Here is a 25,068-nt window from a genome sequence, read left to right as displayed (position 1 = left end):
AAGGTTGGGACTACCGACGCGGGGTGGAGCAGTTCGGTAGCTCGCCGGGCTCATAACCCGGAGGTCGCGGGTTCAAATCCCGCCCCCGCCACGAGAGAACGGCCCGGTTCCAACGAAAAGTTGGAACCGGGCCGTTCGTGTTTCCCGCCGGATCGGGACGCACCCCGTCTGCGCCGGAACCAACCGGTGTCACAGGCCGTCCACGCCGAGGACGCGCTGGGGCGTCGCGTCGCGACCACGGAGGGTGCCTCGGCGCACCTGCAGCGGATCGCGGACCCGTCCGGCAGGGAGACCCTCGGCGGCGCGCCCGCGAGCATCTGGGTGGCGCCGGTCGCTTCGGCCGGCGGAGGCGGAGCGTGGTCCGCGTGAGCCGCCCCCGTCAGGCGGCTCGCGCGGACCGGCGCCCGGTCAGGTGGTCTCGGGTTCGTCCTCGTGCGGAACCGTGTACGGGTTCGTGACTTCGCCGAGCGTGGGCGGCTGGCCGACGGGTTCGTCGTCGTCGGTGCGGCGCGGATTCAGATCGATCCTGGGTGACATCTCGTCCTCGATGGTGGCATCCCCTGCGTGACCCGAGAGTAGTCGTGCCCCTGGGCTCGTGTGATGCGTTTGACGAGCCGATCAGCGGGGGAGCACCGTCCGGTCCAGGTAGTCGTTGCGGAAGCAGCCCTGCGGGTCGAGCCGGCCGGCGAGCTCGGCGAAGTCCCCGAGCCGCGGATACAGGGTGGCCAGGCGCCCCGGCCCGGTCGTGAACCACTTGCCCCAGTGCGGGCGGGCGTCGAAGGGGTCGAGGGCGTCTTCGATCCGCGGCAGCAGCGCTCGGACCGCTTCCGGGTCCCGCGCGAACGTGAGGTGGAACGCGACCCGGTCCCCGCCCTCGGCGGCGCTGAGCCACAGGTCGTCGCCGGCGACCGTGCGGATCTCGGAGACCTGCAGCACTGGCGCCATCGCCTCACCGAGGCCGCGCAGCGCCGTGATCGCGGCGACGGCGTGTGCCCGGGGCACGAGGTACTCGCTCTGGATCTCGGCACCCACACTCGGCGTGAAACCCATCCGGAAGTGCGGCAGCCGGTCGTACCACGGCCCGGGCCGGCCGAGCTGGGCAGTGCAGTTCACGGCGTCCAGACCGTCGATCGGATGCTGTTCGACGGCGGCGGGAACCCCCCACGGAGCGGCCGGCTCGGCCGTGTCGCGGCTCTTCATCCAGATCCGGCCGGCGATGTCGCCGAAACGGGTGAACACGCTGACGCTCTGCGCCGCGGAGGTGATCGCGTCGAAGTCGCCGAGCAGGTCCGCCCACGGCACGTCACGGCGCACCCACTGCCGCACCTCGTAGCGGGGTTCGACGGCCAGCGTCACCCGGGTCACGATGCCCAGCGCCCCGAGGTGGACCACCGCGCCCAGGAAGTCCGCGTCGCCGCGGCGCAGGGTGAGCAGGTCGCCGTCGGCCGTGACCAGTTCCAGGCGGACGACGGCGGAGGCCAGGTTCCCGGTCGCGTCACCCGAGCCGTGGGTCGCGGTGGCGGTGGCTCCCGCCACCGAGATGTGCGGCAGCGAGGCCATCGCGCCGAGTGCCCAGCCGGCCCGGTCGAGGGCGACCGCGAGGTCGCCGTAGCGCAGCGCCGCGCCGACGGTGACGGTCTGCGCGTCGGGATCGATGTGGATCTCGGGGTCCACGCGCTCCAGGCTGATCAGGTCGCCGGGGGAGTCGGCCAGGTCGTGGAAGGAGTGCCGGGACCCAAGTGCCCGGATGTGCGTGGCGGCGGCGACGATGCGACGTACCTCGTCGAGCGTGTCCGGTCGGTGCAGCGTCGCCGCCGTGTAGGTGTGGGTACCGGCCCACGTGGTGCCGGGCTCGGCGGGTCGGGTATCCAATGGGAGCTCCTGATCGGGTGCGGTCTGGTGGGGGAGAGGATCGTGCGTTGCGACGGGTCAGGCGTCGGGGTCCACCGAGCGCCACGTCGGCCGGGCAGCCGGCGGCTCGCCGCCGTCCTGCGGGGGTGCGCCGGAGGACGTTCTATCACCTCCAGGGCCGGGTGGTGTGCTGTCGGTGGTTCCACGAGACGGCTTCGCCGGCATGCGGCGAGGCCCCGGGCCGGCCTCGGCGGCGCGCAGTGCCCGCACCCCTACCAGCACGAGAATGGTGATCGCGATCAGCGCCAGCACGGCGAGCCAGGGGAAGGGGGAAGCCGGGCCCGGCAGGATCCAGACGACCACGCCGACGAGTTGGGCGAACCCCTGAAGCACCAGGGCCGGGACGAGCCCCCGCCGCAGGGCCGCCAGTTCCACCCGGGCCCGCGGGGACAGCCCGGAGACCCGTCGGGTCAGGTAGTGCATGCCGTGCAGACACAGGAGCAGGCCGGCGCCGACTGCCGGTGACGGTTCCCGGACGGCGAACGCGATGATGCCGGCCACCAGGGCGATCATCGGGATCGCCCCCTGGGGACCGATCGCGACCCCGACGCCGAGCGCTGCGGCCAGCGCGAGCTGGGTCGGGTCAGCGGTGAGCAGTACGCCAGCGGCGAGTACGGCCAGGCCCGCGACCACCCGGACCGCCCAGGCCGGCACCCAGCGGCCCACGTCGATCTCGACCGGCGGCAGCGGGCGCTCCCGGGGCGTGTTCACGTCCCAGCCGAACATCCACTCGCGGATGCTGCTGAGGGGGCCGGGCGTGCTCATCGGGTCCGCACCCGGTGCCCAGGCCGGGACAGCACCAGCAGGTCGATGTCCGCCGACGTCGACGAGCCGTGACCGTCCGGGTCGCCGACCCAGTGCACCACTTCCACGCCGGTGCGACGCAGCCGCTCGAGTCGGATACCGCGCTCCAGGCGGACCAGGGCGTACGCGGTCTGCTGGTAGGAGTCGAGGTGATGGTCACGCACCTCGGGCAGCACGTCGACGGCGATGACCCGGTGCGCCTGGGCGTGCCACTGGTGCGCCATCCGGGCCGCCTCGTCGTCGAGGAACGTGGAGAAGATCACCACCAGCGCGGACGATGGCACCTGAGGGGCCCGTTCCCGCGCTGTTGGTGACCCCTCCGGAGCGATCGTCGCGAGCCGCTGCGTGATCCGGTCCAGCTGCTTGCGCCCGCCGGCCGGGGCCACCGGCCGACGCCGCAGTCCGAGGTCGTCGAGCCCCACCCGGTCGCCGCCGTCGATGTACCGCTTCGCGAGCGACATGGCCGCCTCCCGGGCCAGGTCGAGGGAGGTGGGTTCGTCCACCCGCGCCTGCTTGCCGCCGCCCCAGGTGTCCACGTCCGGCCCGACGTTGTCGCGCGAGTCCACCACGAGCATGATCGTGGCGTCCGCCGTCGCGAACGTGCGGCGCACGTACAGCTCGCCGAGGCGCCCGGTGGTCACGTCCAGGGATCGGCGGGCCGTGACCCGCCAGTCGATGCGGCGCAATCGGTCACCAGGGGTGAACAGGTTCACGTCGTGCAGGTCGGTGCCGTCGCCGACCCGCCGGGACGTGTGCGGACCGGTCAGACCCTGCAGCCGGCGAGGCATCGGGAGCCGGCGCAACGGGACCGCGGTGGGGTAGACGGTCACCCGCAGCGGCCCGAGACGGCTGGGCCCGGCGACCAACGTCTGGTCGTAGGAGGACCACACGAGGTCCGTGCGGAACATCGGCTGCACGCCGGTCCGTGCGGTGTCCAGATGCATCCGGACCGTCCGGGTCCCGGCGCCGCCGACGTCGATGAGTGCCTGACCCTCCCGGTGTCCGGCGCTGGTCACGCGGACCCGGAGCACCTCGGCTCCAGGTGCGGGGTCAAGCACGAGGTCGCCGGCCACTGTGCCGATCAGGCTGTCGGACGCGGCGTCGGTGCCGGCCCCGCGGCGATCGGTCGCCTGACGCAGCGCCTGACGAGAGGTCGATGCGGGCCGGGTGAACCAGGCCCAGGCGAAACCGAGCACGAACGGTAGGCCCAGCACGGCGACGTCCGGCCGGGACCCGATCACCCCGAGGGTCAGAGCAGCCACGCCGATGACGGCGGCCGCGATCGACTGCACCCCGGGACGCCACGGCGCCGCGGCCGGTGGCGGGCGCTCACCGGTACGCCCGGGGATGTCGGCCGTGCTCACCGGCCGGCACGCCCGGTGGCCACCCCCGCGCTCGCGGGCCCGGGCACCTCGTCCAGGAGAGCGGTGACTACCGCTTCGGGCACGGTGCCCGACGCCCAGGCCGATGGCGTCAGGACGAGACGGTGCGCGAGGGCGGGCACCGCGATGGCCTTCACGTCCTCCGGGGTGACGAACGCGCGGCCGTCCAGCACTGCCATGGCGCGAGCGATCAGCAGCAACGCCTGCGAGCCACGGGGGGAGGCACCCACCTCCACCGCGGGGTGGGCTCGGGTGGCCACCGCGAGGTCGACGCAGTAGCGCAGGATGTCCGGGTCCACCTCGACGGCCTCGACACCGGCTTGCATGCCGCGCACGGTCGCGGCGTCCACGACTGCGTGTACCTGCGCCTCCTCCCGACGGCGGGCCACCCGGCGTGCGAGGACGTCCACCTCCGCGTCCGGGTGCGGGTAGCCGACGGACAGCCGCACCATGAACCGGTCGAGCTGGGCCTCCGGCAGCGGGTAGGTGCCCTCGTACTCGACCGGGTTGGACGTGGCCATCACGTGGAAGGGGCGTTGCAGCCGGTAGCTCGTGCCCTCCACGGTGACCTGCCGTTCGGCCATCGCTTCGAGCAGCGCCGACTGCGTCTTCGGCGCCGTCCGGTTGATCTCGTCGGCGAGGAAGAGTCCGGTGAACACCGGGCCCGGCCGGAACACGAACTCGGAGGAGGTCGGGTCGTACACGAACGACCCGGTGATGTCCGCGGGCAGCAGGTCCGGGGTGCACTGCAGACGGCGGAAGTCCAGTCCGAGAGCGGCGGCCAGGCAGCGCGCGGCGAGCGTCTTGCCCAGGCCCGGCACGTCCTCGAACAGCACGTGCCCGCCGGCCAGGATCGAGGCGAGCGCGATCCGCAGCGGCGCCTCCATGCCCACCACAACGGTGCCGACCTCGGCCAGGACCGCCGCGCCCGAGCGGGCGACCTGCTCGATCGGCAACGGGGCGGCGTCGTCCGGGGTGGCGCTCGGAGTGGTCATCGGTGAGCCTTTCGTAGCGGGACTGCGGTCAGTGCGGTCAGGGTGCGTTGGACGCCGCGCAGGTCCGGCGCGGGTTGGTCCTCGTCGATCAGGAACGCGGTCACGGGGCGCCCGAGGAGGTCCTCGACCGCGCGGACGCCGTCCGGTGTGTCGAGGGAGAAACCGGCGAGCTCGAGGGTGTCCAGGCAGACCCGGCGCAGCCGCCGTCGGCCGGAGCCCGTCAGCTCGTGCTGCTGACCGTACAGCGACCAGGACAAACTGGAGACGTCGCGGCGGGCTCCGTCGCGGCGCCCGAACGGCAGCCGTGGCCACACCGCCTGGTCGCCCAGTCCGATCACACGGCTGCCCGCGACGACGAGCGCTACGGCGAGACCGATCATGAGCGAGTGCGCCGCGTCCAGCCCGATGGTGAACGCGAGCACGGGGCCGCCGACGCCCACCACAACGGGCCAGACCCACCAGCGGCGTCTGCGCCCGTCGTCCGGGTGCACGCTCACCCCTCGTCCTCCGGTGCCGGCCGGGCGGACTCGGCGTCGCGTCTGGCGGCGGCCTGGAGGGCGGTCCAGCTGCGGGCCAGGTCGGCGAGGCAGGTCGAGGCGGTGGTCACGTCGCCGGCGGTGACCGGAGCGGTCGAGAACCGGGCCCGGTGGTAGAGCCGGAGCAGGGTGGCAGTGGCGCGGGGGTCCGCCTCGGTCCGGTCCAACACCCCGGCGGTGAACTCGGTGGGCGTCTGCGCGGGCGCCCGGACCACGCCGGAGCGGGCAGCCGCGTCCTCGAGGGCGAGCCAGGCCGCGACGATGGCGTCCCGCGGCTCCCGGATCTGGTCGAGATGCTTCAGCGCGGCGCTCACGCCCTGCTCCAGCACCGGCAGCTCCGGTTCGGTGTCGGCGACCTCGCCGCCGACCAGCCGGCTCTGGGCGTCCGCCTCGTCCTCGAGCGGCCGCCGCAGGTATGCCAGATACCGCATCAGGAGCGCGATCACGATGACCGCCGCCACCAGGCCGGCGACCAGGCCGAGCCAGCTCAGGTCCGGCACCGGAAGGTCCTCGAGGAACTCAGGCATGCTCGGGGTCGGTTCGGGCGTGGGCTGCTGCTCCGAACCGGTGCTGCTGGGGGGTTCGGCGGTCGTCACGTCGACCTGCCACCGCTCGGTGATCTCCCAGGGCCCGACGGCGGTCGCCGCGAGCACCGCGAACAGGCACACAGCCGCGACCAGCGCCGTGCGCCCGGCGGCGACGATCGGCAGCAGACCGCGTGGATCGTCGGGCCGGGCGCTGCCCCGGCCCGCGTCGTCGTTGGCCTCGGGGCCGCCTGGTGCAGTCATCGTCCGAGCAGCCTACCCAGGTGTGTCGGCCGTCACGTTCACGGGCGCCCGTAGGTCAGGATCCGGAACCGCAGACCACCGGCGCCGGTGCGCCACGGCCCGGCCTCGGTGACCTCCCACTCCGGCCCGATCGGTGGGGCGAAGGTGTCGCCCTCGACGTCCAGGTCGATCTCGGTGACGACGAGGACGTCCGCGTGGGGGATCGCCCGCGCGTAGACCTCACCGCCGCCGCAGACCCAGGCGTCCTCGTCGGCGACCAGCGCGAGGGCGGCGTCCAGGGTGGTGGCCAGCTCCGCGCCGTCGGCCACGTAGTCGGGATTCCGGCTGAGCACCACGTTGCGCCGGCCCGGCAGGGGCCGGAACCGCTCGGGCAGCGACTCCCACTGCCGGCGGCCCATGACCACGGCATCCCCCGCCGTCGTCGACCGGAAGTGGGCGAGGTCCTCGGGTAGGTGCCAGGGCAGGTCGTTGTCGCGTCCGATCACTCGGCCACGGGCCTGCGCCCAGATCATTCCCAGCATGGTCCTCGCTCCGGCTCAGACCGCGATCGGAGCCTTGATCGTCGGGTGGTGGGAGTAGCCGACGACCTCGACGTCCTCGTAGGTGTAGTCGAACAGGCTCGGCGCTGCGTCCAGGCGCAGCGTCGGGAACTCGTACGGATCCCGGGTGAGCTGCTCGCGGACCTGGTCGACGTGGTTGCTGTAGATGTGGCAGTCGCCGCCGGTCCAGATGAAGTCGCCCACCTCGAGGCCGACCTGCTGAGCGACCATGTGGGTGAGCAGGGCGTACGAGGCGATGTTGAACGGCACCCCGAGGAACAGGTCGGCGCTGCGCTGGTACAACTGGCAGGAGAGACGACCGTCGGCCACGTAGAACTGGAAGAACGCGTGACACGGGGCGAGGGCCATCCGGTCGAGTTCGGCGACGTTCCACGCGGACACGATGATGCGCCTGCTGTCCGGGGTCTCCCGCAGCTGGGTGAGCACCTGGTCGATCTGGTCGATGTGGCCGCCGTCGGGCGTCGGCCACGAGCGCCACTGGACGCCGTAGACCGGGCCGAGCTCGCCGTCGTCATCGGCCCACTCGTCCCAGATCCGCACCCCGTTCTCACGCAGGTAGGCGACGTTGGAGTCACCGCGAAGGAACCAGATCAGCTCGTGCACGATCGACTTCAGGTGCACGCGCTTGGTGGTGACCAGCGGGAAGCCGCGGGCGAGGTCGTAGCGCAGCTGATGCCCGAACACCGAAAGGGTGCCGGTACCGGTGCGGTCGCCCTTGGTGGCCCCGGTGGCCAGGACGTGGGCGAGCAGATCCTCGTACTGGGTGTCCGGCATGGAGCCAGTGTAGGTCTGCCCGCAGCGGACTCTCCATGCGTGCCGCGCCGACGGTTGTAGGTCAGCGCCATCCCCAGTGGCGGCGCTGGGCATCGATCGCCCAGTCGTTGATCCTGTCGAAGTCCGCGACTGCAGGGAGCGGCGACGCGTCGTCGTCCAGCAAGGTACGGACCTGGGCCTCCAGGCCGGCGACCTCGAGGGAGACCTCGGTGCGAGGTACCTCACCGCGCTTCACGGACAGGACACGTTCGCGCTCCCGTTCGGGCAGGGGCAAACTCAGCGTTCCCGTCGATGCGATCTCGAACCCTTGATAGGCGAGTCGTAGCGCGTGGCTGCCGTACTTCACGTCCCAGCCGTACTTCTCGATCAGTTCCGGCCGATTGGGTACTTTTCGCTTCGACGCACCCAGCATCCGCTCGTGTTGCGACTGCATGTAGCCGAGGAATCGCTCGACGGCCTGCTGCGACAGGAAGGACGACCGCATCGATCGCAACTCCGTTCCGAGCGGCGTCAGCACGACCAGGGACTCCTCGGGCGCGAACAGCGGCAGCATCACAGTCGGGTTGCCCCTGATCCCCAACCGGAGGTACTTGCGTAGCGAGTACAGGATCAGATCGGTGTCGCCATGACCACTACGCACACCTTCGGGTTGCGTCCGCCAGACATAGTCATCGCGGTACTTCCCGACGCCGAGCGCGTGCGAGGGCGGCTCGATATAGACACCCATCTCGTCGTGATCGTCGGTGCCGGCGATCGCGATTCCGTGCACACCACTGCCGACCACCGACCGCAGGATCTCATTCGGGAGCGCGATCGCCGAGTCGCCGTACTCGACGTTCTTGACCTCCGACATGACGACCACCCTGCCCGACCACCAGAGCCGCGTGCACCCTGTTATCGACCCGCCCGCCTCAGGAGCCGTCCGCCGTGGTCTCGCTGCCCTTCGGCAGCGGCTCCTTGAACAGGTCATCGGGCTCGACCGTCACGGCGGTGCCCTCCACCTCCCGTGTGAAGAAGGCCGGGGCCGGGCCGAACGCCTCTTTGGTGCCACCGATCATCGTCTTGCCCATCAGCCGGCCGCCGGCGAACCCGACCACTGCGCCGACACCGAACGGCAGCAGCCGCCCGAGCATGATCGACCCGCCCTTGGCCGCGGCCACCTTCACGACCCGACCGCGCAGGGCCTTGTTGACGCTCTTCACGGTCGCCACCGGGAGCCGGGTGAGCAGCACCTTCGCCCACGTGACCGAGCTCAGCCCCAGCTGCTGCTCGAACAGTTGCGGGCCCTGCTCGCCGAGCAGGGAGCTCATCAGCAGCGCCCGCCGCCGGTGGACGTCGCCGACGGCGATCCCGTGCACGTCCGCCACCGCCAGGGACAGTGCGCTCGAGGCGGCCAGGAACACGCCGACCTGTCCCGCGGTGAGGGCCACCGCCGCGGTGGTGCCGATCACCGGGAACGCGGCGGCCGCACCGACCGCCGCCCCGGAGCCGCTGACGGCGAGCAGGTACCGCTTCTCGAGGAGGGCGATGATCTCCTCCGGGGAGGCGGTCGGGTTCTTGCGCCGCAGGCCGTCGACGTAGGCGTGCACGCGTCCCGCGGGCACCGTGACAGCCGTGTCGATCAGGCGCTCCAGGGTTCCGGAGCCCTGCTCGCCGTTCTGGTCGTCCTTGGCCCTGCGTCCCATGGGTCCTCCTCGTGGTGCCTGTGCTCGGTGCGGTGTGCTCGGGTGTCGCGGCCGCCCTAGCGGGCGTCGGTGATGCTCAGTGTGTGGGGCATCCCGGCATCCAGTGTGCGCCCCACGGTGCAACCGCGCTCCACGGCGCGGCGCACGACCTCCTCCAGGTCGGCGCGGCCCTGCTCGTCGAGACCGGACAGGTCGAGCACGATCTCGACCCGGCCGGAGCCGTACCGGTTCTCGTCCTCGACCTTCTCGGTCTCCACCCCGACCGAGGCGCGGAAGTCACGACCCAGACGCCGCGACAGCGGCCAGTCGGCGCTCATCAGGTTGCAGGCCGCGAGCGAGAGCTTCATCAGCTCCCCCGGGGAGAAAACGCCCTCGGCGTCGTCCGGTCCGATGCGGACCTCGGCGCCGCGCGCGTTGTGGCCGGTGTAGGTCCGCTTGCCGGTGCGGTCGGCCCACAGGGCCGCGGCGGGGGTGGCTTCCATGCTCCGATCGTGCCATGTGAGCCCGAGCACGCGAGTGCTCGCGTGCCGAGTTTCAGGCGGTGGCGACCACGCCGCTGCCGCCGTCCCAGGTCGCCAGGAGTGCCGGCGACCCGGTCTCGACCGCGCCCGGCTCACGGGCGAGGCGCACGGAGAGCCCGTCGGGTGACGCGGCGGGATCCCACACGGTCAGGCGCACCGTCGGCTCCCGGGTCTCGACGAAGGTGTCGCCCTCCCAGACCTCGAGGGGTGCCTGGTGCTGGAGCCCGGCGAGTGCGCGTCCGTAGGCAGCCATGGCCACGGGATCGCCCTGGCCGTCGTACACCCAGCGCCGGCCGAGGACCGAGTGCTCCGTGGTGGCGATCAGGTGCGCGCCGGCGCCCTCCAGCGGTGCGGCTCGATAGGTCAGCACGGCCTGGCGGACCGGACCGTCCCGGGTGACCAGGAGCGCCTCGATGCCGACCTCGCCGTCCGGGTCGTCGAAGCGGTAGCTGCCGACCTGGCGCAGTTCGCCGGGGCCTTCGAGCCCACCGGAGGCCGGCGTGGCGAGCCAGGTCGCGAGCAGTTCCATCTTGGTCGGGGTGAGGGTCGCGCGGTGGATGATCGCCATGGTGGTCGAGCCTACCGACGTACCGGCGACCGGGCCGGGTGGTCAGCCGGAGGTGGCCGCGTCGCGCGCGGCGAGCAGGCGCAGGTAGCGCACCCGGTGGGCGGCGATGTCGGCCATCTTCACGGCCATGTCGTCGATGAAGTCGACCCGGTACACCGCGTCGGTGAGCACCGAGATGGCGTAGTACAGCCCCGTGAACGTGGCCATGGCCACCGACACCCGGATCAGGGTCTGGCTGAGCACCAGCGTGTCCCCGAACAGGTCCACCTCCTCGCGCCAGCTGCCGCCGTCGATCGCCCACTCGGCCATCAGGCCGGGCGTGATCGTGAGCACACCGAGGGCCAGGAAGAACACCCCGACGCCGACGCTCACCACGATCACCTGGAGCAGCTGGTTGGCGCCGACCATGGCCGCGACATTGGCCCGCTGCGGACGGGTCAGCGCCGGCAGGGCTGCGGCCTCCGGGACCTCCCGCTCGGCCCGGTCGAGGATCTCCGCCGTCTCCCGGGACAGCCGGATCCGCAGGATGAGCACGATCAGCGCCACGAAGAACGCCCCGAGGATCAGGTCCGAGGCACCCGGGGTGTGGTCGAAGACCTGCCACACCTCGGTGGTGTAGAAGAGTGCGATCGAGAAGATCAGCAGCAACGGCAGGAACCGGATCAGCCGCAGCAGCGAGTCCCCGAGCTCCTTGCCGACCCGGGACATACCCCACCAGAGGGTGGCCGCCAACCCGTAGCCGACCACGCCGCGCACGATCGCCAGCAGCACCACGTTGCCGACCGCCACGGAGATCCCGGTGACCCACTGCCCGCCGAAGACCACGGGCAGCACCGCGGGCGCCAGCACGAAGAACACCAGCTCGGCCGTGCCGACGTCCTGGGGGAGCGTGCCCCAGGGCCGCCCCCGGAGCACGTTCAGTCCGGCGTAGCCGGCGAACAGCAGTCCGATCGCGCCGACCAGGACGGCCAGGTTGACCCACCAGGCCCAGTCCAGGCGCACCGCGGCGAACACCTCGAGCAGCATCACCACGACCAGGAACGGGGCAGCGCGTCCGTACACGTCCCGTCGCGAGGTGTGCCCGTGCACGAGCAACGGCAGTCCGTACCTGCGGAACGTGCGTTCGCAGGCCGCGATCTGCGCGGCGGCCTCCTCGGGCCGCGCCGGCGACCGCTCGGATGTTGTGCCGGATGTCATGCAGGCAGGCTACTGGCGACCCTACGGTGGGGTGATGAGCACCGCGCTGATCATCGGCGGCAACGGACAGATCGGCGTCCCCGCGTCCCTCGCGCTCGCCGCCGACGGGTGGCAGGTCCGGGTCCTGCATCGCGGCAGCCGCCCGCTCGAGCCGGACCTCGTCGAACGCGGCGTACGCGAGGTGCGCGGCGACCGCGACGACGAAACGGTGCTCGCCGCCGCGGTCGGCGACGGCGTCGACCTGCTCGTGGACTGCGTCGCCTTCAACTCGGGCCACGCCGAGCAGGTGCTGCGCCATCGCGCGGACCTGGGCTCCGCCGTCGTGATCTCCTCCGCGGCCGTCTGCGCCGATGGTGACGGCCGATACCTGGGCGGGCCGGAGTTCCCGCACCTGGACGTCGGGCGGGGCGAGGACGGCCCGACGGCGGAGCCCGGCCTGGGCGGGTACGCGTCGGGCAAGGTGGAACTCGAGCAGGCGTGGCTCGCCGCCGACATTCCGGCCACCGTGCTGCGGCCCGGCGCGATCCATGGCCGCCTCGCGCAGAACCCGCGCGAGTGGTTCGCGCTCAAAAGGGTCCTGGACGGCCGCACGGACGTGGTGCTCGCCCACGAGGGGCGCTCGCAGTTCCACACCAGCGCCGTCGAGAACATCGCCGAGCTGATCCGCCTCGCCGCGGCCAGGCCAGGGCGGCGAGTGCTCAACGCGGTGGATCCGCAGGCCCCGACCACCACCGAGATCGTGACGGCGGTCTACGCGGCCCGGAGCCGCGATGTCACGGTGCACCCGATGCCCGGCGAGCCGGAGGGGAACGTGGGACTGAGCCCGTGGGGGGTGCCCGTGCCCTTCGTCTTCGACATGTCCCGCGCAGCCGCGGACCTCGGCTACCGGCCGGTCACCGACTACGCGGCCTCACTGGGGCCGTATCTGGACTGGATCGAACGCGCGGCCACCGAGCGGGACTGGCGCGAGGCGTTCGCCGAGTTCGCGGCAGGTGGCGCCGACCTGTTCGATTACGCGGCCGAGGACGCCTGGCTCGCCGCACGCCGGTAGGTTCGTACCTGTCGGCACCGCGCCTGGGCCGATCCTGTGCCAGACCCGCCCCGGCCCACCGGGGCCACGCCCGAGGAGAGACATCGTGACGAGTGTGTTGTTCATCGGTGGGAACGGCCAGATCAGCGCGTCCTGCGTGGACCTTGCCCTGTCCCGGGGGATGGCCGTGACAGTGCTGAACCGCGGGACCACGCACACCCGGACCCTGCCCGACGGCGTCGAGGTGCTGCACGCGGACGCACACGACGCGGCCGCGCTCGGCGAGGCCCTGGCCGGCCGCGAGTTCGACGCGGTGGCCCAGTTCCGTTCGTTCACGCCGGAGCACGCGGCCGCGGACGTCGAGTTCTTCACCGGCCGGACCGGCCAGTTCGTCTACATCAGTTCCGCCTCCGCGTACCAGACGCCACCCGCCGTACTGCCGGTCACCGAGGAGACGCCGCTGGAGAACCCGTACTGGCAGTACTCCCGGGACAAGGCCGAGAGCGAGGAACTGCTCCTCGCCGCGCACGCCGACCGCGGCTTCCCGGTGACCGTGGTGCGGCCCTCGGCCACCTACGACCGGACCCGGGTACCGACGTCCGGCGGCTGGACGGACGCCGCCCGGATGCTCCGCGGTGCGCCGGTCGCCGTCGTCGGCGACGGCACCACGCAGTGGACACTCACGCACGCGCGGGACTTCGCCGTCGGGTTCGTCGGCCTGCTCGGGCGCGCCGACGCCGTCGGTGAGGCGTTCCACATCACCTCGGACTTCGCGCCCACCTGGAACGAGATCTTCACGATCCTGTCCGAGACTCTCGACGTCGAGGCGAACCTGCTGCACGTGCCGGCGACCGAGATGGCCGCCGTGGACGCCGACTTCGGCGCCGGGATGCTCGGTGACAAGGCCAACTCGTTCGTCCTGGACAACAGCAAGATCCGCGCCTTCGTGCCGGAATTCGCCCCGAGCACTACCGTGGAACAGGGATTCGCCGAGTCCGTGGCCTGGCACCTGGAACAGGGCTTCGGACCCGTCGGTGACCCGAAACTCGAGGCGATGTTCGACGAGATCGTCGCCCGGCACTGATGCGACACCCCGTGCCCGAAATGACGTCTCGGGCGCAGAGCACGCAAGATGGGAGCATGACCGTCCCGACCGACCACCCCCAGGAACCGACCCACCGAACGGATCCGGTACGGACCACCGCGGGTTCGATGCCGACCGTGCCCGGGCCGGGCCGGATGCCCACGGTCGACGACGTCGTCGAGGACGCGGTGGCGCTCGCGCACCGCTGGGCGAGCGCGACCCACGCGGGGGAGAGCGGTGCCGAGCGACGGGCCACGGCGCGACTGGCGGCGCTCGTCGCCGACCCGGCCGGGCTCGACCTGGCGGTCCGGTTCGTGGACCGTGTGGCACGTCCGGAGGACCTGAGGGTCGCCGCGGACGAACTGGGCCGGATCCGCGCCGACGCCGCCGGTGGGTTCCTGTCGAAGGCGGACCGTGGCCTGCTCGGGCTCGGGTCCGCGGTGGCCGGTGTGGCACCCGGCGTGGTGGTTCCCCTGGCCCGGCAGCGGCTGCGCCAGCTCGTCGGGCACCTGGTGGTGGACGCCCAGGACCCGGCCCTCGGCGCCCACCTCGCCAAGGCCCGGGCGGAGGGCTATCGCCTGAACGTCAACCTGCTCGGCGAGCACGTGCACGGCGAGATGGAGGCACTGCGCCGCGCGGAGCGGACCCGGGCACTGCTGGAACGCCCCGATGTCGACTACGTCTCGATCAAGGTCTCCTCGCTGGTGTCCCAGATCAGCACCTGGGACACCGCGGGCACCACCAAGCGGGTGCTCGAACGCCTCCGGCCGCTGTACCGGTCCGCCGCGGCGAAGACGCCGGTGGCGTTCGTGAACCTGGACATGGAGGAGTACCGCGACCTCGACCTCACCGTCGAGGTGTTCGAGGCGATCTGCCTCGAGCCGGAGTTCCTCGGACTCGAGGCCGGGATCGTGCTCCAGGCCTACCTGCCGGATTCGGCGGGCGCGCTGCGCCGGCTGATCGCGTTCGCTCGCCGCCGCCGGGAACTCGGTGGGGCGCCGATCAAGGTGCGGCTCGTCAAGGGCGCCAACCTGGCGATGGAGCGAGTGGAGGCCGAGCTGCACGGCTGGACGCAGGCGCCGTTCGGCACGAAGGCGGAGGTGGACGCCAACTACGTGCGGGCCCTCGACGAGGCGCTGCGCGGGGAGTCCCTCGGCGCGTTGCGGATCGGCGTCGCCTCGCACAACCTGTTCGACGTCGCCCTCGCGCACCTGCTCGCGACCGGCCGCGGTGTCGCCGGGATGCTCGACGTCGAGATGCTCCAGGGCATGGCGCCTGCGCAGGCCCGTGCGGTCGCGGCGGACCTGCGCGCCGGCGGTCCGCTGATCCTGTACACGCCGGTGGTGGCGCCGGCGGACTTCGACGTGGCCGTGTCCTACCTGGTGCGCCGGCTGGAGGAGAACGCCGCCCCGGAGAACTTCCTGCACGCCCTGTTCGCCGGCGGGACCGGCCACGGTCATGACGCACGCGCCGTGATGGCCGATCAGGAGGCGCGGTTCCGGGCGAGCGTCGAGGCCCGCAGGACGGTCTCCGACCGACCCCGCCGGACCCGGGAGCGGACGCCGGCGGGTGCAGACTTCGCGAACTCGGTGGACTCCGACCCGGCGGTCTCGAGTACCCGGGACTGGGCGGTGACGGCCCTCGAGGGCCCGGCTCGGGCGCTCACCTCACCCGAGCTGACCACGGTGGCCATGGTGGACGACGTCGTCACTCGGGCCAGGCGCGCCGGCGCCACCTGGGCGGCTCTGCCGGCTGTGGAACGGGCTGCGGTGCTGCGCACCGCCGCCGACGCCATCGAGGCGCGCCGCGCCGACCTGGTCACGCAGATGGCCCACGAGGGCGGCAAGACCGTCGGCGAGGCCGATCCGGAGGTCTCCGAAGCGGTCGACTTCGCCCGGTACTACGCGGACTCCGCCCTCGACCTCGAGCGGCTGTCCGAGGCCGAAGGGCTCGCCTTCACCCCGACCGGACTGGTGCTCGTCACCCCACCCTGGAACTTCCCGGTCGCGATCCCGGCCGGCGGGGTGCTGGCCGCGCTCGCGGCCGGTTCACCCGTGATCATCAAGCCGGCCCCCGCCGTGCCCGGGTGCACGGAAGTGGTGGTGGAGGCGATCCACGGAGCCCTGGCCGAGCACGGGCACGACCGCGACGTGCTGAGCGTGGTGCGGGTCGCCGAGGATGAGGTCGGCCGACACCTGGTCGCGCACCCGCAGGTCGAGACGGTCATCCTGACCGGTGCCTGGGAGACGGCCCGGATGTTCACCCAGTGGCGGGCCGACCATCCCGGCGGTCCCGGGGTGCTCGCCGAGACCAGCGGCAAGAACGCGCTGATCGTGACGCCGAGCGCCGACTACGACCTCGCCGTCGCGGATGTCCTTCGCAGTGCGTTCGGGCACGCCGGCCAGAAGTGCTCGGCGGCCTCGCTGCTCATCCTGGTCGGCTCGGTGGCCGGTTCGGAACGCTTCCGGCGGCACCTGATCGACGCCGTCGCCTCGGTGCGGGTCGGCTGGCCGGAGGACCTCGGCACCACCATGGGGCCGATCATCGAGCCCGCAGGCGGCAAGCTGCTCGACGCCCTCACCCGGCTGGAGCCGGGGGAGACCTGGATGGTGGAGCCGCGTCGGCTCGACCCCTCCGGTCGGCTCTGGTCGCCCGGTGTCAAGGAGGGCGTCTGGCCCGGGTCCCCGTTCCATCTCACCGAGTACTTCGGCCCCGTCCTCGGCGTCATGACCGCCGCCACCCTGGACGATGCGATCGACATCGCGAACGCGGTGCCCTTCGGGCTCACAGGCGGGCTGCACAGCCTCGACGCGGATGAGATCGCCCGCTGGAGCGATCGGATCGAGGTCGGCAACGGGTACGTCAACCGGCACACCACCGGGGCGATCGTGCGTCGTCAGTCCTTCGGCGGCTGGAAGCGATCCGCCGTCGGACCGGGGGCGAAGGCGGGCGGACCGAACTACGTGGCCCAGCTCGGCACCTGGATCCAGGAGCACCGGCCCGCCGGCGCCGGGGTCCCCGGGACCCGGGTGCGCGCGCTGGCGCAGACGCTGGCCGCGCTCACCACAGATCCCGGTGAGAGGGAGTGGCTGGAGGTGTCGATGAGTTCGGACGCCGCCGCCCGCGACGACGTGTTCCGCGTCGAGGCCGACCCGTCGGCGCTGCGCAGCGAGTCGAACGTGTTCCGGTACCGCCCGATCCCGCACCTGACCATCCGTGCCCAGGCGCGCACCCTGCCGATCGAGGTCGCCCGGGTCGCGCTCGCGGCCGAGTGCGCCGGCGTACCGGTGAGTGTGAGCCTCGCCGCGGATGTCGCCGTCGCGGCGAACGAGTCCGCCGCAGGCTTCAGCGACGCGGCCCGTGCCATCGGATACATGGGCTGGCGCACCGAGACGGCTCAGGAGTTCGCCGACCGGATCGCCGCGGGGGACGTGCGCGGGCGGGTGCGGGTGATCGGCCGGGCCGACGACCTCTGGGCGGCCACCGCGGCGCCCGACGCCGACGTCACCCTGCTCACCGGAGAGGTACTCGCATCCGGGCGCAGGGAGATGCTCGGCGTGCTCCGCGAGCAGGCGATCAGCAGCACTCGGCACCGGTTCGGGCACCTGCCGCCTGCGCCGCGGGAACCGGAATCCCCTGGAGCGGCCGCCGCAGCGCCGGCTGGCTGAGATCCCAGCCGGTGCCCGGCGCCGGTTCGCGGTGCCCCGCTCCGGTCACGGCTCGCCCGGCTTCGTGAGCAGGTCGGCGCCGCGGGCCTCGTCCCACCCCATCCGGTAGACGTTGCCGGGGTCCCACGGCACCGTCCAACCGAGCTGGTCGAAGACATGGTCGAGCAGGTTCCCGGTGAAGCCCCACACCCAGCCGGTCGGGCGGCGGAACCCGCGGCTGCCGAAGCCGCCCATGTGCACCGTGGCCCGCGCGGCCGGGTCGAGCAGTTCGGCCACCGGGACCCGAAGCGTGTGCAGGACCTCCCCGGGCGCGACCTCGTCCCGTGCATGGGCCGTCTCCGACCAGGCGAGCACCGGGGTGACCACGAACTCGCTGAGCGGCACCAGCACCGGGGGTAACGGACCGGCGACCTCCACCTGATCGGGGGTGATGCCGGTCTCCTCGTGCGTCTCGCGCACGGCCGCGGCGACGGCGTCCTCGCCGGGCTCGAGCCGCCCGCCGGGCAGGGCGATCTGACCCGGGTGATGGCGCAGCAACGGGGACCGCTGCACCAGGAACAGGTCCAGGCCCGGATCCGAGCCGGCCCGCGCGGTCGGCGTGAACAGCAGCAGCACCCCGGAGCGCCGGAACCCCCTCGAGGTCTCCTCGGAGTAGGCGTGGGCTCCGCCCAGCGGTTCGAACCGGCCGGACGCGGCCCAGGCCGCGAGCTCGGAGAGTTCGTCGCGACGTGGCTGCACGTCAGCCAGCCTACGGGCCAGGTCCGTGCGCCGGTGCGCAGTGCCGGCGCGGACCCTCGCACGGGTGGCTGGGCGAATGCTCTCGCCCGTCGTCGCCCGGGTATGTCACCATGGCCGCGGACGGGGACGATCGACGGCTGGGGACGCCTGTGGCGCATGAGCGCGGAAGCACGACGAGTCGGCGTGTTCTCGAGGTCGAGGAGGTGGTCCGACGATACGGCGAACTCACCGCCGTCGACGGGATCTCCTTCGAGATCGCACCCGGCGAGACGTACGGTCTGCTCGGCCCGAACGGCGCCGGCAAGACCACCACGATCTCCATGATCGCCGGGCTGCTCGCAGCCGACTCCGGAGCGGTCCGGGTGCTCGGTGAGCAGATGGGCCCGTCCCGGGTCGCCGTGAAGCGGCACATCGGGCTCGTGCCCCAGGACCTGGCCATCTACCCCGAGCTCAAGGGCCGGCAGAACCTGAACTTCTTCGGTCGGCTGCAGGGCCTGCGCGGCAAGGAACTGACCACCCGTGTCGACGAGGTCCTCGATCTCGTGGGGCTGACCGACCGTGCAGGTGATCCGGCCAAGGAGTACTCCGGCGGCATGAAGCGCCGCCTGAACATCGGGATCGGACTCCTGCACCGGCCCACCCTGCTCATCCTCGACGAGCCGACCGTCGGCGTCGACCCGCAGTCGCGCAACGCCATCCTGGAGTCGGTGGAGGCGTTGTCAGGAGAGGGCATGGCGGTGCTGTACACGACCCACTACATGGAGGAGGCGGAGCGGCTCTGCGACCGCATCGGAATCGTCGACTCCGGGCAGCTGCAGGCCGAGGGCACCCGGGACGAGCTGATCCGGCTCATCGGCGGGCTGGACCGGGTCCGCCTGGACGGTTCCGGTGACCTCGCCGCGGCCGCCGACGCCCTGGGTGACCTGGCCGCCGTCGAACAGGTCGACGTGGACCGCACGGGACTCTCGCTCGCCGTCCGCGAGGCACCGACCGCCGTCGCCGAGCTCGTCACCCGAGCGATCGCGGCGGGTGTGACGTTGGCGGACGTGGAGATCACCCGCCCGAACCTCGAGCAGGTCTTCCTGCACCTCACCGGCAGAGCGTTGCGGGACTGATCCGATGCGACAACTGTGGGTGATGACCTCATCCGACCTGCGCCAGCGCCTCCGCGACAAGTCGGTGATCATCTTCTCGCTGATCGTGCCGCTCGCCCTGATGTTCGTGTTCAACCTGGTCTTCGGTGGGACCGACGAGATCGAGCTCGAGCCGGTGACGGTCGCGGTGTCCGCGCCGGCCGACGACGAGGTCGCGCAGACCCTGCTCGATGCGATCACCGGGACCGGCGTCGTGGACGTGACCGTCGAGCAGGTGCCGGCGGAAGTGGCACGGACCGCGGTGGCCGACGGCGAGGCCAACCTGGCCATGATCGTTCCGGAGGGTTTCGGCGAGGACGTGCTCGCCGGCACCGGTGGCGACCTCGAGTTCGTCGAGGGGGACACCTCCGGCCTCGAGACCGGCGTGGTGATCGTCGTCAGCCAGTCGGTCCTCGACGCCTACGCAGCCGGCACGGTCGCGGCAACCGCAGGCGGTGGGCTCGGTCTCGACCCCGAGGAGCTCGGGCGCGTCGCGGTCGAGGCGGCCACCGCCGGGCCGACGGTCGAGTCCACGGAGGGCGAGACGTCCGATGAACAGTTGGGGCAAGGGGCCGCGCTCGTCGCCGGGCAGGCGGGCCTCTTCCTCACCTTCACGGTCGGCTTCGGGGTGCTCGGACTGATCTCCGAACGGCAGGAAGGCACGCTGGCCCGGCTCCAGTCGATGCCGATGCGCCCGGGTCTGATCGTGCTCGCCAAGGCGCTGACCGCGTTCGTCCTCGGCGTCGTGGCGACGTCCGTCCTGCTGACCCTCGGCGGGCTGTTCTTCGACGTCTCGTTCGGACCGCCGGCCCTCGTCGGGCTGCTGATCCTGTCCGTGGTCACCGCGATCACCTCACTGACCTTCATCGTGGTGCGGGTTGCCCGGACGGCCGAGCAGGCCGGCATCATCCAGTCCATCCTGGCCATGGTGCTCGGCATCGCCGGCGGCGCGTTCTTCCCGGTGACAGCCTCGGGCTCGCTCGCCAGGGTTCTCGATCTCAACCCGATCGCCGCGTTCACCCGCGGGCTCGGCATCACCTCGAGCGGCGGCGGGCTCGCCGACCTCGCTGCGCCGATCGCGATCATGCTCGGCTTCGCCGTGGTGATGCTCGTGGTGGCCCGGCTGATCCCCGACCGGGGGGTGTCCCGATGAGGGTCGTCGGTGCCATCGCCGGGGTGGAGCTGCGACGGTTCCTGCGGGACCGCTCGAACCTGTTCTTCGTGTTCGTGTTCCCGCTGATCCTCGTGGTGCTGATCGGCTCCCAGTTCGGGGCCGCGTCGTCCTCGGGCCGGGTGGTGATCAGCGGCGCAGACTCCTCACTTCGCGCCGCCCTGGTGGCCGAGCTCGAGGAGGCGGCGGTCACGGTCAGCTACGCCGGCGCGGACGCCGCCAGCGAGCAGATCGCCCGCGGCCGGGTGGATCTGGGTCTGGAGCTCACCGACGAGGCGGCGGCCGCGTTCGACGCCGACGAGGACCTGACCGTCGTGGTGACGTCGAGCTCGAGCGGCGGCGCCATCACCGCCCGGCAACAGGTCGATCGGGCCCTGAATGCGCTGCAGCTGCGTCTACGGCAGGAGGCCGCGCTCGTCGGCGCGGGCGCGGACCCGGCAGCCGTCGACGAGGCACTCGAGACCGCCGCGGCGCAGGTGGTGGCGCCGACCGTGACGGTGACGAACACCTCCAGCATCTCCGAGGCCTTCGCGGGGGCCTCCGGCTTCACGGTAGGTGCCTCCGCGCAGGTCCTGCTGTTCGTGTTCCTGAACACCCTCGCCGGGTCGGCCACCATGATCCAGGCCCGCAAGTACCGGGTGGTGGCCCGGACCCTCGCGGCGCCGGTCGCCACCGTGCAGGTGATCGGTGGTGAGGCGCTGGGCCGCTGGGTGATCGCGATGGTCCAGGGGCTGTACATCATGCTCGGCACCGCCCTGCTCTTCGGCGTCGAGTGGGGCAACCTCGCGCTTGCCACACTGATCCTCGCGATGTTCGCGGCTGTGGCCGCCGGTGCGGCGATGGTCGTGGGGTCGGCGCTGGACAACGACAGTGCCGCCTCCGGGCTCGGTGTCGGTCTTGGTCTGGTGCTGGCCGCGCTCGGCGGGTGCATGCTCCCGCTCGAACTGTTCCCGGACTCGCTGCAGACGGTCGCCCACTTCACCCCGCATGCCTGGGCCTACCAGGCTTTCGCCGAGGTGACCCGGCGCGGGGGTACCTTCGCCGATATCGCCGGCGATCTCGCGGTGCTGCTCGCCTTCGCCGTGGTGCTGCTGGCGCTCGGCTCCGTGCTGCTGCGGCGCAGCCTGGCCCGCGCCATCTGACCGCCGAAACCGGACCGCCCGACGGCCCCCGCACGGGGGCCGTCGAGCGGCGCCCGGGACCTACGCGGCGTCGAGGTAGCCGTTCGGGTTCAGCACATACTTCTGTGCGGCGCCCTTGTCGAACTCGGCGTATCCCCGTGGTGCGTCCGCGAGCGTGATCGCGGTCGCGTTCACGTTGCCGGCGATGTGCACGCGGTCGTGCAGGATGGCCATCATCAGTTCCCGGTTGTACTTCATCACCGGGCACTGACCGGTGGTGAAGGACAGCGACTTGGCCCACCCGGTGCCGAGGCTGAGCGAGAGGGCACCCTTCTTGGCGGCCTCGTCGATCCCTCCCGGGTCGCCGGTCACGTACAGGCCCGGGATGCCCAGCGCGCCGCCGGCCGCCGTGAGATCCATCAGGTCGTTCAGGACCGTCGCGGGTGCTTCGCTCGCACCCTCACCGTGTCCCTTCGCCTCGAACCCGACCGCGTCGATCCCGCAGTCCACCTCCGGAACCCCGAGGATCTGCTCGATCTGTTCCACCGGGCCACCCTTGGTCAGGTCCACCGTCTCGCAGCCGAACGACTTCGCCTGCGCCAGCCGGTCGGCGTTCATGTCGGCGACGATCACGGCGGACGCCCCGAGCAGCAACGCCGAGGTCGCCGCGGCCAGGCCCACCGGGCCCGCACCAGCCACGTACACCGTCGAACCCACGCCGACGCCGGCGGTCACGGCGCCGTGGAACCCGGTGGGAAAGATGTCGGAGAGCATGGCCAGGTCCAGGATCTTCTCCATCGCCTGGTCCTTGTCCGGGAACTTCAGCAGGTTCCAGTCCGCGTAGGGCACCAGCACGTACTCGGCCTGGCCGCCCACCCAGCCACCCATGTCCACGTACCCGTAGGCGCTGCCCGGCCGATCCGGATTCACGTTCAGACAGATCCCGGTCTTGCGCTCCTTGCAGTTGCGGCAGCGCCCGCAGGAGATGTTGAACGGCACGGAGACCAGGTCGCCCACGGCGATGAACTCCACACCGGGACCCACCTCCACCACCTCGCCGGTGATCTCGTGGCCGAGGACCAGGTCGGCCGGTGCGGTGGTCCGGCCGCGCACCATGTGCTGGTCCGAACCGCAGATGTTCGTCGCGACCGTCTTGAGGATGGCGCCGTGCGGCACCTTCCGCCCCACGTTCGCGGGATTGACACCCGGTCCGTCCTTCAGCTCGAACGTGGGGTAGTCGATGTCGATCACCTCGACCACGCCCGGTCCCTTGTACGCCACGGCCTTGTTGCCACCCATGTCTGAATCCCTTCACCTCATCGTGAACCCCACCGATCCGGCGGGGCACTACCGCGTGACACGCGGCCGAGGCTCGCGGGCTGCAAGCCGAGCAGGACAGGGATGTCGGGTGACCCGGCTGCTCGGCAGCGTGGGCACGCTCCCGAGTCTAGGTACCGTGACGGTTTCGGCAAGCGCGGGCGGATCCGGCTCGACCGAACCTGCGTGAAACCGGTGCGAGGGCATCGTGAAACCGGGGCGTCCGAGCATGGACCCATGACCACGAACACACTCCTGTCAGCGCAGCCGCACACCGGCGGCACCCACGAGATGGCCGTCCGGACGGAAGGTCTCATCAAGGACTTCGGCGAGCTCCGCGCCGTCGACAACGTCGACCTGGAGGTCCGTACCGGAGAGATCTTCGGCGTTCTCGGGCCGAACGGTGCCGGAAAGACCACCACGTTGCGGATGCTGGCCACGCTCCTCTCGATCGACGGCGGGCAGGCGGAGGTCTTCGGCGTCGACGTGGCACGGCAGCCGCACGTGGTCCGCCAGCTGCTCGGCGTCACCGGCCAGTACGCCTCGGTGGACGAGAACCTCACAGCCACTGAGAACCTGGTCCTGTTCGGTCGGCTGCAGGGCGTCGGTCGAGCCCGGGCGCGCACCGTGGCTGCGGACCTGCTCGCCGAGTTCGGACTCGAGGACGCCGCGAAGCGGCCGATCTCGGAGTTCTCCGGAGGGATGCGCCGCCGCCTCGACCTGGCCGCCAGCCTGATCACCCGCCCACCGCTGATCTTCCTCGACGAACCGACCACCGGCCTCGACCCGCGTACCCGCGGCCAGATGTACCAGACCATCCGCAGCCTCGTCGCCGACGGCTGCACGGTGCTGTTGACCACCCAGTACCTGGACGAGGCGGACCAGCTGGCGGACCGCATCGCGGTCATTGACGAGGGCCGCAAGGTTGCCGAGGGCACGCCGGACGAGCTGAAGACCTCCGTGGGCAACTCCACCCTGCAGGTCCAGCTCACCGACCCTGCCGAACTCACGACGGCGGCCGAACAGATCCACCGGCAGCTTGCCGTCGCGCCGGTGCTCAACCGCCTGAACGGCCAGCTGAACGTGGCCCTCGAGTCCGCCGACCAGGCCGGTGACGTACTCATCGCGTTGCGCACCCGAGGCGTCTCGGTCGCCTCGGTGAACGTGAGCAAGCCCAGCCTGGACGAGGTGTTCCTCGCCCTCACCGGCCATGGCGCCTCAGCCGACCCCACCACCGCGAAGGATCCCCGATGACCACCACCACAGCGCCCACCGCCCCCCGCGTCCTCCCGGACCGGGTGGCCGCGACCAGCCCGCACGTGTCCCTGCGGGGCACCATCAGCCAGACCCTGACCATGGCCTGGCGTGCCACCAAGAAGATGCGGCGCAACCCGGAGCAGTTCTTCGACGTCACCCTCCAACCGATCCTGTTCACCGCCATGTTCGCGTTCATCTTCGGCGGCGCGATCTCCGGGGACGTGGCCAGCTACCTGCCGCTGATGATCCCGGGCATCCTCGCCCAGACCGCGCTGACCACCTCGATGGCCACCGGCGTGCAGTTGCGCGAGGACATGGACAAGGGGGTCTTCGACCGGTTCAAGTCGCTGCCGATCGCCCGTATCGCGCCCCTCGCCGGACCGATGGTGGCCGATCTGCTCCGGTACACGATCGCGGCCACGATCACGTTCGGCATGGGCATCCTGATGGGCTACCGGCCCGGTGGTGGTGTCCTCGGAGTGCTCGCCGGTGGCCTGCTCGTGGTGATCGCCGGCTGGTCCCTGGCCTGGGCGTTCACCTGGGTGGGCACGGTCGCCCGGTCCGCGCAGAGTGTGCAGGGCATCTCCATGATGATCATGTTCCCGCTGACGTTCCTGTCGAACGCGTTCGTCCCGGTGGAGACACTGCCGGACTGGCTGGCCGCGTTCGTCCGGGTGAACCCGGTCTCGCACGTGGTCTCCGCCGTGCGGGACCTGGCCAATACCGCGACGGTGAGCGCGGAGGTGGGCTGGGCGCTGCTGGGTTGCGCGGTGGTGGTGGCGATCTTCGCCCCGCTCTCGGTGCGCAGCTACCAGCGCAAGATGTGAG

At 71.7% G+C, this 25,068-nt stretch carries 25 protein-coding genes and 1 tRNA gene; 10 read left to right on the top strand and 16 right to left on the bottom strand.

Annotated elements, in window-relative coordinates:
* The first annotated feature begins 17 nt into the window (after nt 1–17).
* Both KCQ71_RS15720 and KCQ71_RS15715 read left to right on the top strand, forming a co-directional pair.
* Nucleotides 18–91 (top strand) — tRNA-Met (locus KCQ71_RS15720).
* A gap of 95 nt (nt 92–186) precedes the next feature.
* On the top strand, nt 187–369 hold the full coding sequence (locus KCQ71_RS15715) for a hypothetical protein (RefSeq protein WP_223407555.1): 183 nt from the start codon (nt 187–189) through the stop codon (nt 367–369).
* A 39-nt stretch (nt 370–408) separates the two neighbouring features.
* Here the strand turns inward: KCQ71_RS15715 and KCQ71_RS27360 are convergent, their stop codons facing one another.
* The 14 genes from KCQ71_RS27360 to KCQ71_RS15650 all read right to left on the bottom strand — a co-directional run bounded on the left by KCQ71_RS27360 (nt 409) and on the right by KCQ71_RS15650 (nt 11,721).
* The gene (locus KCQ71_RS27360; RefSeq protein ID WP_283248711.1) at nt 409–537 is read right to left on the bottom strand and encodes a hypothetical protein; all 129 of its coding nucleotides are present in this window, start codon (nt 535–537) and stop codon (nt 409–411) included.
* A gap of 81 nt (nt 538–618) precedes the next feature.
* Nucleotides 619–1,872, bottom strand: a complete 1,254-nt coding sequence (locus KCQ71_RS15710) for an FAD-binding protein (RefSeq protein ID WP_223407553.1) — start codon at nt 1,870–1,872, stop codon at nt 619–621.
* 57 nt (nt 1,873–1,929) lie between these two features.
* Nucleotides 1,930–2,676, bottom strand: coding sequence for a hypothetical protein (locus KCQ71_RS15705; protein ID WP_223407551.1), 747 nt, complete (start codon nt 2,674–2,676; stop codon nt 1,930–1,932).
* On the bottom strand, nt 2,673–4,079 hold the full coding sequence (locus KCQ71_RS27675) for a DUF58 domain-containing protein (protein ID WP_223407549.1): 1,407 nt from the start codon (nt 4,077–4,079) through the stop codon (nt 2,673–2,675). The genes KCQ71_RS15705 and KCQ71_RS27675 overlap by 4 nt, the downstream gene beginning before the upstream one ends.
* Complete coding sequence (locus tag KCQ71_RS15695; RefSeq protein ID WP_223407547.1) at nt 4,076–5,092, bottom strand: AAA family ATPase; 1,017 nt, start codon at nt 5,090–5,092, stop codon at nt 4,076–4,078. Before KCQ71_RS15695 ends, KCQ71_RS27675 begins: the two co-directional genes overlap by 4 nt.
* A complete protein-coding gene (locus KCQ71_RS15690; RefSeq protein WP_223407545.1) occupies nt 5,089–5,589 on the bottom strand; it encodes a hypothetical protein in 501 nt (166 codons plus the stop codon). Before KCQ71_RS15690 ends, KCQ71_RS15695 begins: the two co-directional genes overlap by 4 nt.
* Nucleotides 5,586–6,416 (bottom strand): DUF4129 domain-containing protein, encoded by an 831-nt coding sequence (locus tag KCQ71_RS15685; protein ID WP_223407543.1) that lies wholly within the window; start codon nt 6,414–6,416, stop codon nt 5,586–5,588. The genes KCQ71_RS15690 and KCQ71_RS15685 overlap by 4 nt, the downstream gene beginning before the upstream one ends.
* Before the next feature lie 38 nt (nt 6,417–6,454).
* Nucleotides 6,455–6,928 carry a dihydrofolate reductase gene (locus KCQ71_RS15680; RefSeq protein WP_308116649.1) on the bottom strand — a complete coding sequence of 158 codons (474 nt, stop codon included), beginning with the start codon at nt 6,926–6,928 and terminating at the stop codon, nt 6,455–6,457.
* A gap of 24 nt (nt 6,929–6,952) precedes the next feature.
* On the bottom strand, nt 6,953–7,750 hold the full coding sequence (locus KCQ71_RS15675; protein ID WP_223407539.1) for a thymidylate synthase: 798 nt from the start codon (nt 7,748–7,750) through the stop codon (nt 6,953–6,955).
* A gap of 61 nt (nt 7,751–7,811) precedes the next feature.
* Complete coding sequence (locus KCQ71_RS15670) at nt 7,812–8,603, bottom strand: nucleotidyltransferase domain-containing protein (protein WP_223407538.1); 792 nt, start codon at nt 8,601–8,603, stop codon at nt 7,812–7,814.
* 58 nt (nt 8,604–8,661) lie between these two features.
* A complete protein-coding gene (locus KCQ71_RS15665; protein ID WP_223407536.1) occupies nt 8,662–9,435 on the bottom strand; it encodes a hypothetical protein in 774 nt (257 codons plus the stop codon).
* A gap of 56 nt (nt 9,436–9,491) precedes the next feature.
* Entirely contained in the window at nt 9,492–9,917 is a 426-nt protein-coding gene (locus KCQ71_RS15660) for an OsmC family protein (RefSeq protein WP_223407533.1), read from the bottom strand.
* 52 nt (nt 9,918–9,969) lie between these two features.
* Nucleotides 9,970–10,524: a maltokinase N-terminal cap-like domain-containing protein gene (locus KCQ71_RS15655; RefSeq protein WP_223407531.1), complete on the bottom strand. Its 555-nt coding sequence runs from the start codon at nt 10,522–10,524 to the stop codon at nt 9,970–9,972.
* A gap of 42 nt (nt 10,525–10,566) precedes the next feature.
* Nucleotides 10,567–11,721 (bottom strand): hypothetical protein, encoded by a 1,155-nt coding sequence (locus KCQ71_RS15650; protein ID WP_223407529.1) that lies wholly within the window; start codon nt 11,719–11,721, stop codon nt 10,567–10,569.
* A 34-nt stretch (nt 11,722–11,755) separates the two neighbouring features.
* On the opposite strand from KCQ71_RS15650, the gene KCQ71_RS15645 reads away from it, so the two are divergent.
* The 3 genes from KCQ71_RS15645 to KCQ71_RS15635 all read left to right on the top strand — a co-directional run bounded on the left by KCQ71_RS15645 (nt 11,756) and on the right by KCQ71_RS15635 (nt 17,503).
* On the top strand, nt 11,756–12,772 hold the full coding sequence (locus tag KCQ71_RS15645; RefSeq protein ID WP_223407527.1) for an NAD-dependent epimerase/dehydratase family protein: 1,017 nt from the start codon (nt 11,756–11,758) through the stop codon (nt 12,770–12,772).
* 85 nt (nt 12,773–12,857) lie between these two features.
* Nucleotides 12,858–13,835: an NAD-dependent epimerase/dehydratase family protein gene (locus KCQ71_RS15640; RefSeq protein ID WP_223407525.1), complete on the top strand. Its 978-nt coding sequence runs from the start codon at nt 12,858–12,860 to the stop codon at nt 13,833–13,835.
* A gap of 56 nt (nt 13,836–13,891) precedes the next feature.
* The gene (locus tag KCQ71_RS15635; RefSeq protein WP_372454044.1) at nt 13,892–17,503 is read left to right on the top strand and encodes a bifunctional proline dehydrogenase/L-glutamate gamma-semialdehyde dehydrogenase; all 3,612 of its coding nucleotides are present in this window, start codon (nt 13,892–13,894) and stop codon (nt 17,501–17,503) included.
* A 45-nt stretch (nt 17,504–17,548) separates the two neighbouring features.
* Here KCQ71_RS15635 and KCQ71_RS15630 read toward each other — a convergent pair whose 3' ends face one another.
* Nucleotides 17,549–18,241, bottom strand: a complete 693-nt coding sequence (locus KCQ71_RS15630; protein ID WP_223407523.1) for an NUDIX hydrolase — start codon at nt 18,239–18,241, stop codon at nt 17,549–17,551.
* Nucleotides 18,242–18,444: 203 nt separating this feature from the next.
* Here KCQ71_RS15630 and KCQ71_RS15625 point away from each other — a divergent pair, with 203 nt between their 5' ends.
* From KCQ71_RS15625 to KCQ71_RS15615, 3 genes are read left to right on the top strand one after another with little or no spacing between them, the layout of a single operon-like run.
* Entirely contained in the window at nt 18,445–19,356 is a 912-nt protein-coding gene (locus tag KCQ71_RS15625) for an ABC transporter ATP-binding protein (RefSeq protein WP_223407521.1), read from the top strand.
* Nucleotides 19,357–19,378: 22 nt separating this feature from the next.
* Nucleotides 19,379–20,527 (top strand): ABC transporter permease, encoded by a 1,149-nt coding sequence (locus tag KCQ71_RS15620; protein WP_249423076.1) that lies wholly within the window; start codon nt 19,379–19,381, stop codon nt 20,525–20,527.
* A complete protein-coding gene (locus KCQ71_RS15615) occupies nt 20,524–21,687 on the top strand; it encodes an ABC transporter permease (protein ID WP_223407517.1) in 1,164 nt (387 codons plus the stop codon). The genes KCQ71_RS15620 and KCQ71_RS15615 overlap by 4 nt, the downstream gene beginning before the upstream one ends.
* Nucleotides 21,688–21,747: 60 nt before the next feature.
* Here the strand turns inward: KCQ71_RS15615 and fdhA are convergent, their stop codons facing one another.
* The gene (gene fdhA / locus KCQ71_RS15610) at nt 21,748–22,965 is read right to left on the bottom strand and encodes a formaldehyde dehydrogenase, glutathione-independent (RefSeq protein WP_223407515.1); all 1,218 of its coding nucleotides are present in this window, start codon (nt 22,963–22,965) and stop codon (nt 21,748–21,750) included.
* Nucleotides 22,966–23,220: 255 nt separating this feature from the next.
* Here fdhA and KCQ71_RS15605 point away from each other — a divergent pair, with 255 nt between their 5' ends.
* Together KCQ71_RS15605 and KCQ71_RS15600 are read left to right on the top strand one after the other, a co-directional pair.
* On the top strand, nt 23,221–24,237 hold the full coding sequence (locus KCQ71_RS15605) for an ATP-binding cassette domain-containing protein (protein WP_223407513.1): 1,017 nt from the start codon (nt 23,221–23,223) through the stop codon (nt 24,235–24,237).
* A complete protein-coding gene (locus KCQ71_RS15600; protein ID WP_223407511.1) occupies nt 24,234–25,067 on the top strand; it encodes an ABC transporter permease in 834 nt (277 codons plus the stop codon). Before KCQ71_RS15605 ends, KCQ71_RS15600 begins: the two co-directional genes overlap by 4 nt.
* The last annotated feature ends 1 nt before the right edge of the window (nt 25,068 follow it).

The organism is Occultella gossypii, assembly GCF_019947135.1.
Lineage (GTDB): Bacteria > Actinomycetota > Actinomycetes > Actinomycetales > Beutenbergiaceae > Occultella > Occultella gossypii.
Note: the sequence above shows the minus strand (reverse complement) of the source record. Positions and strands in the feature narration are given on the sequence as shown.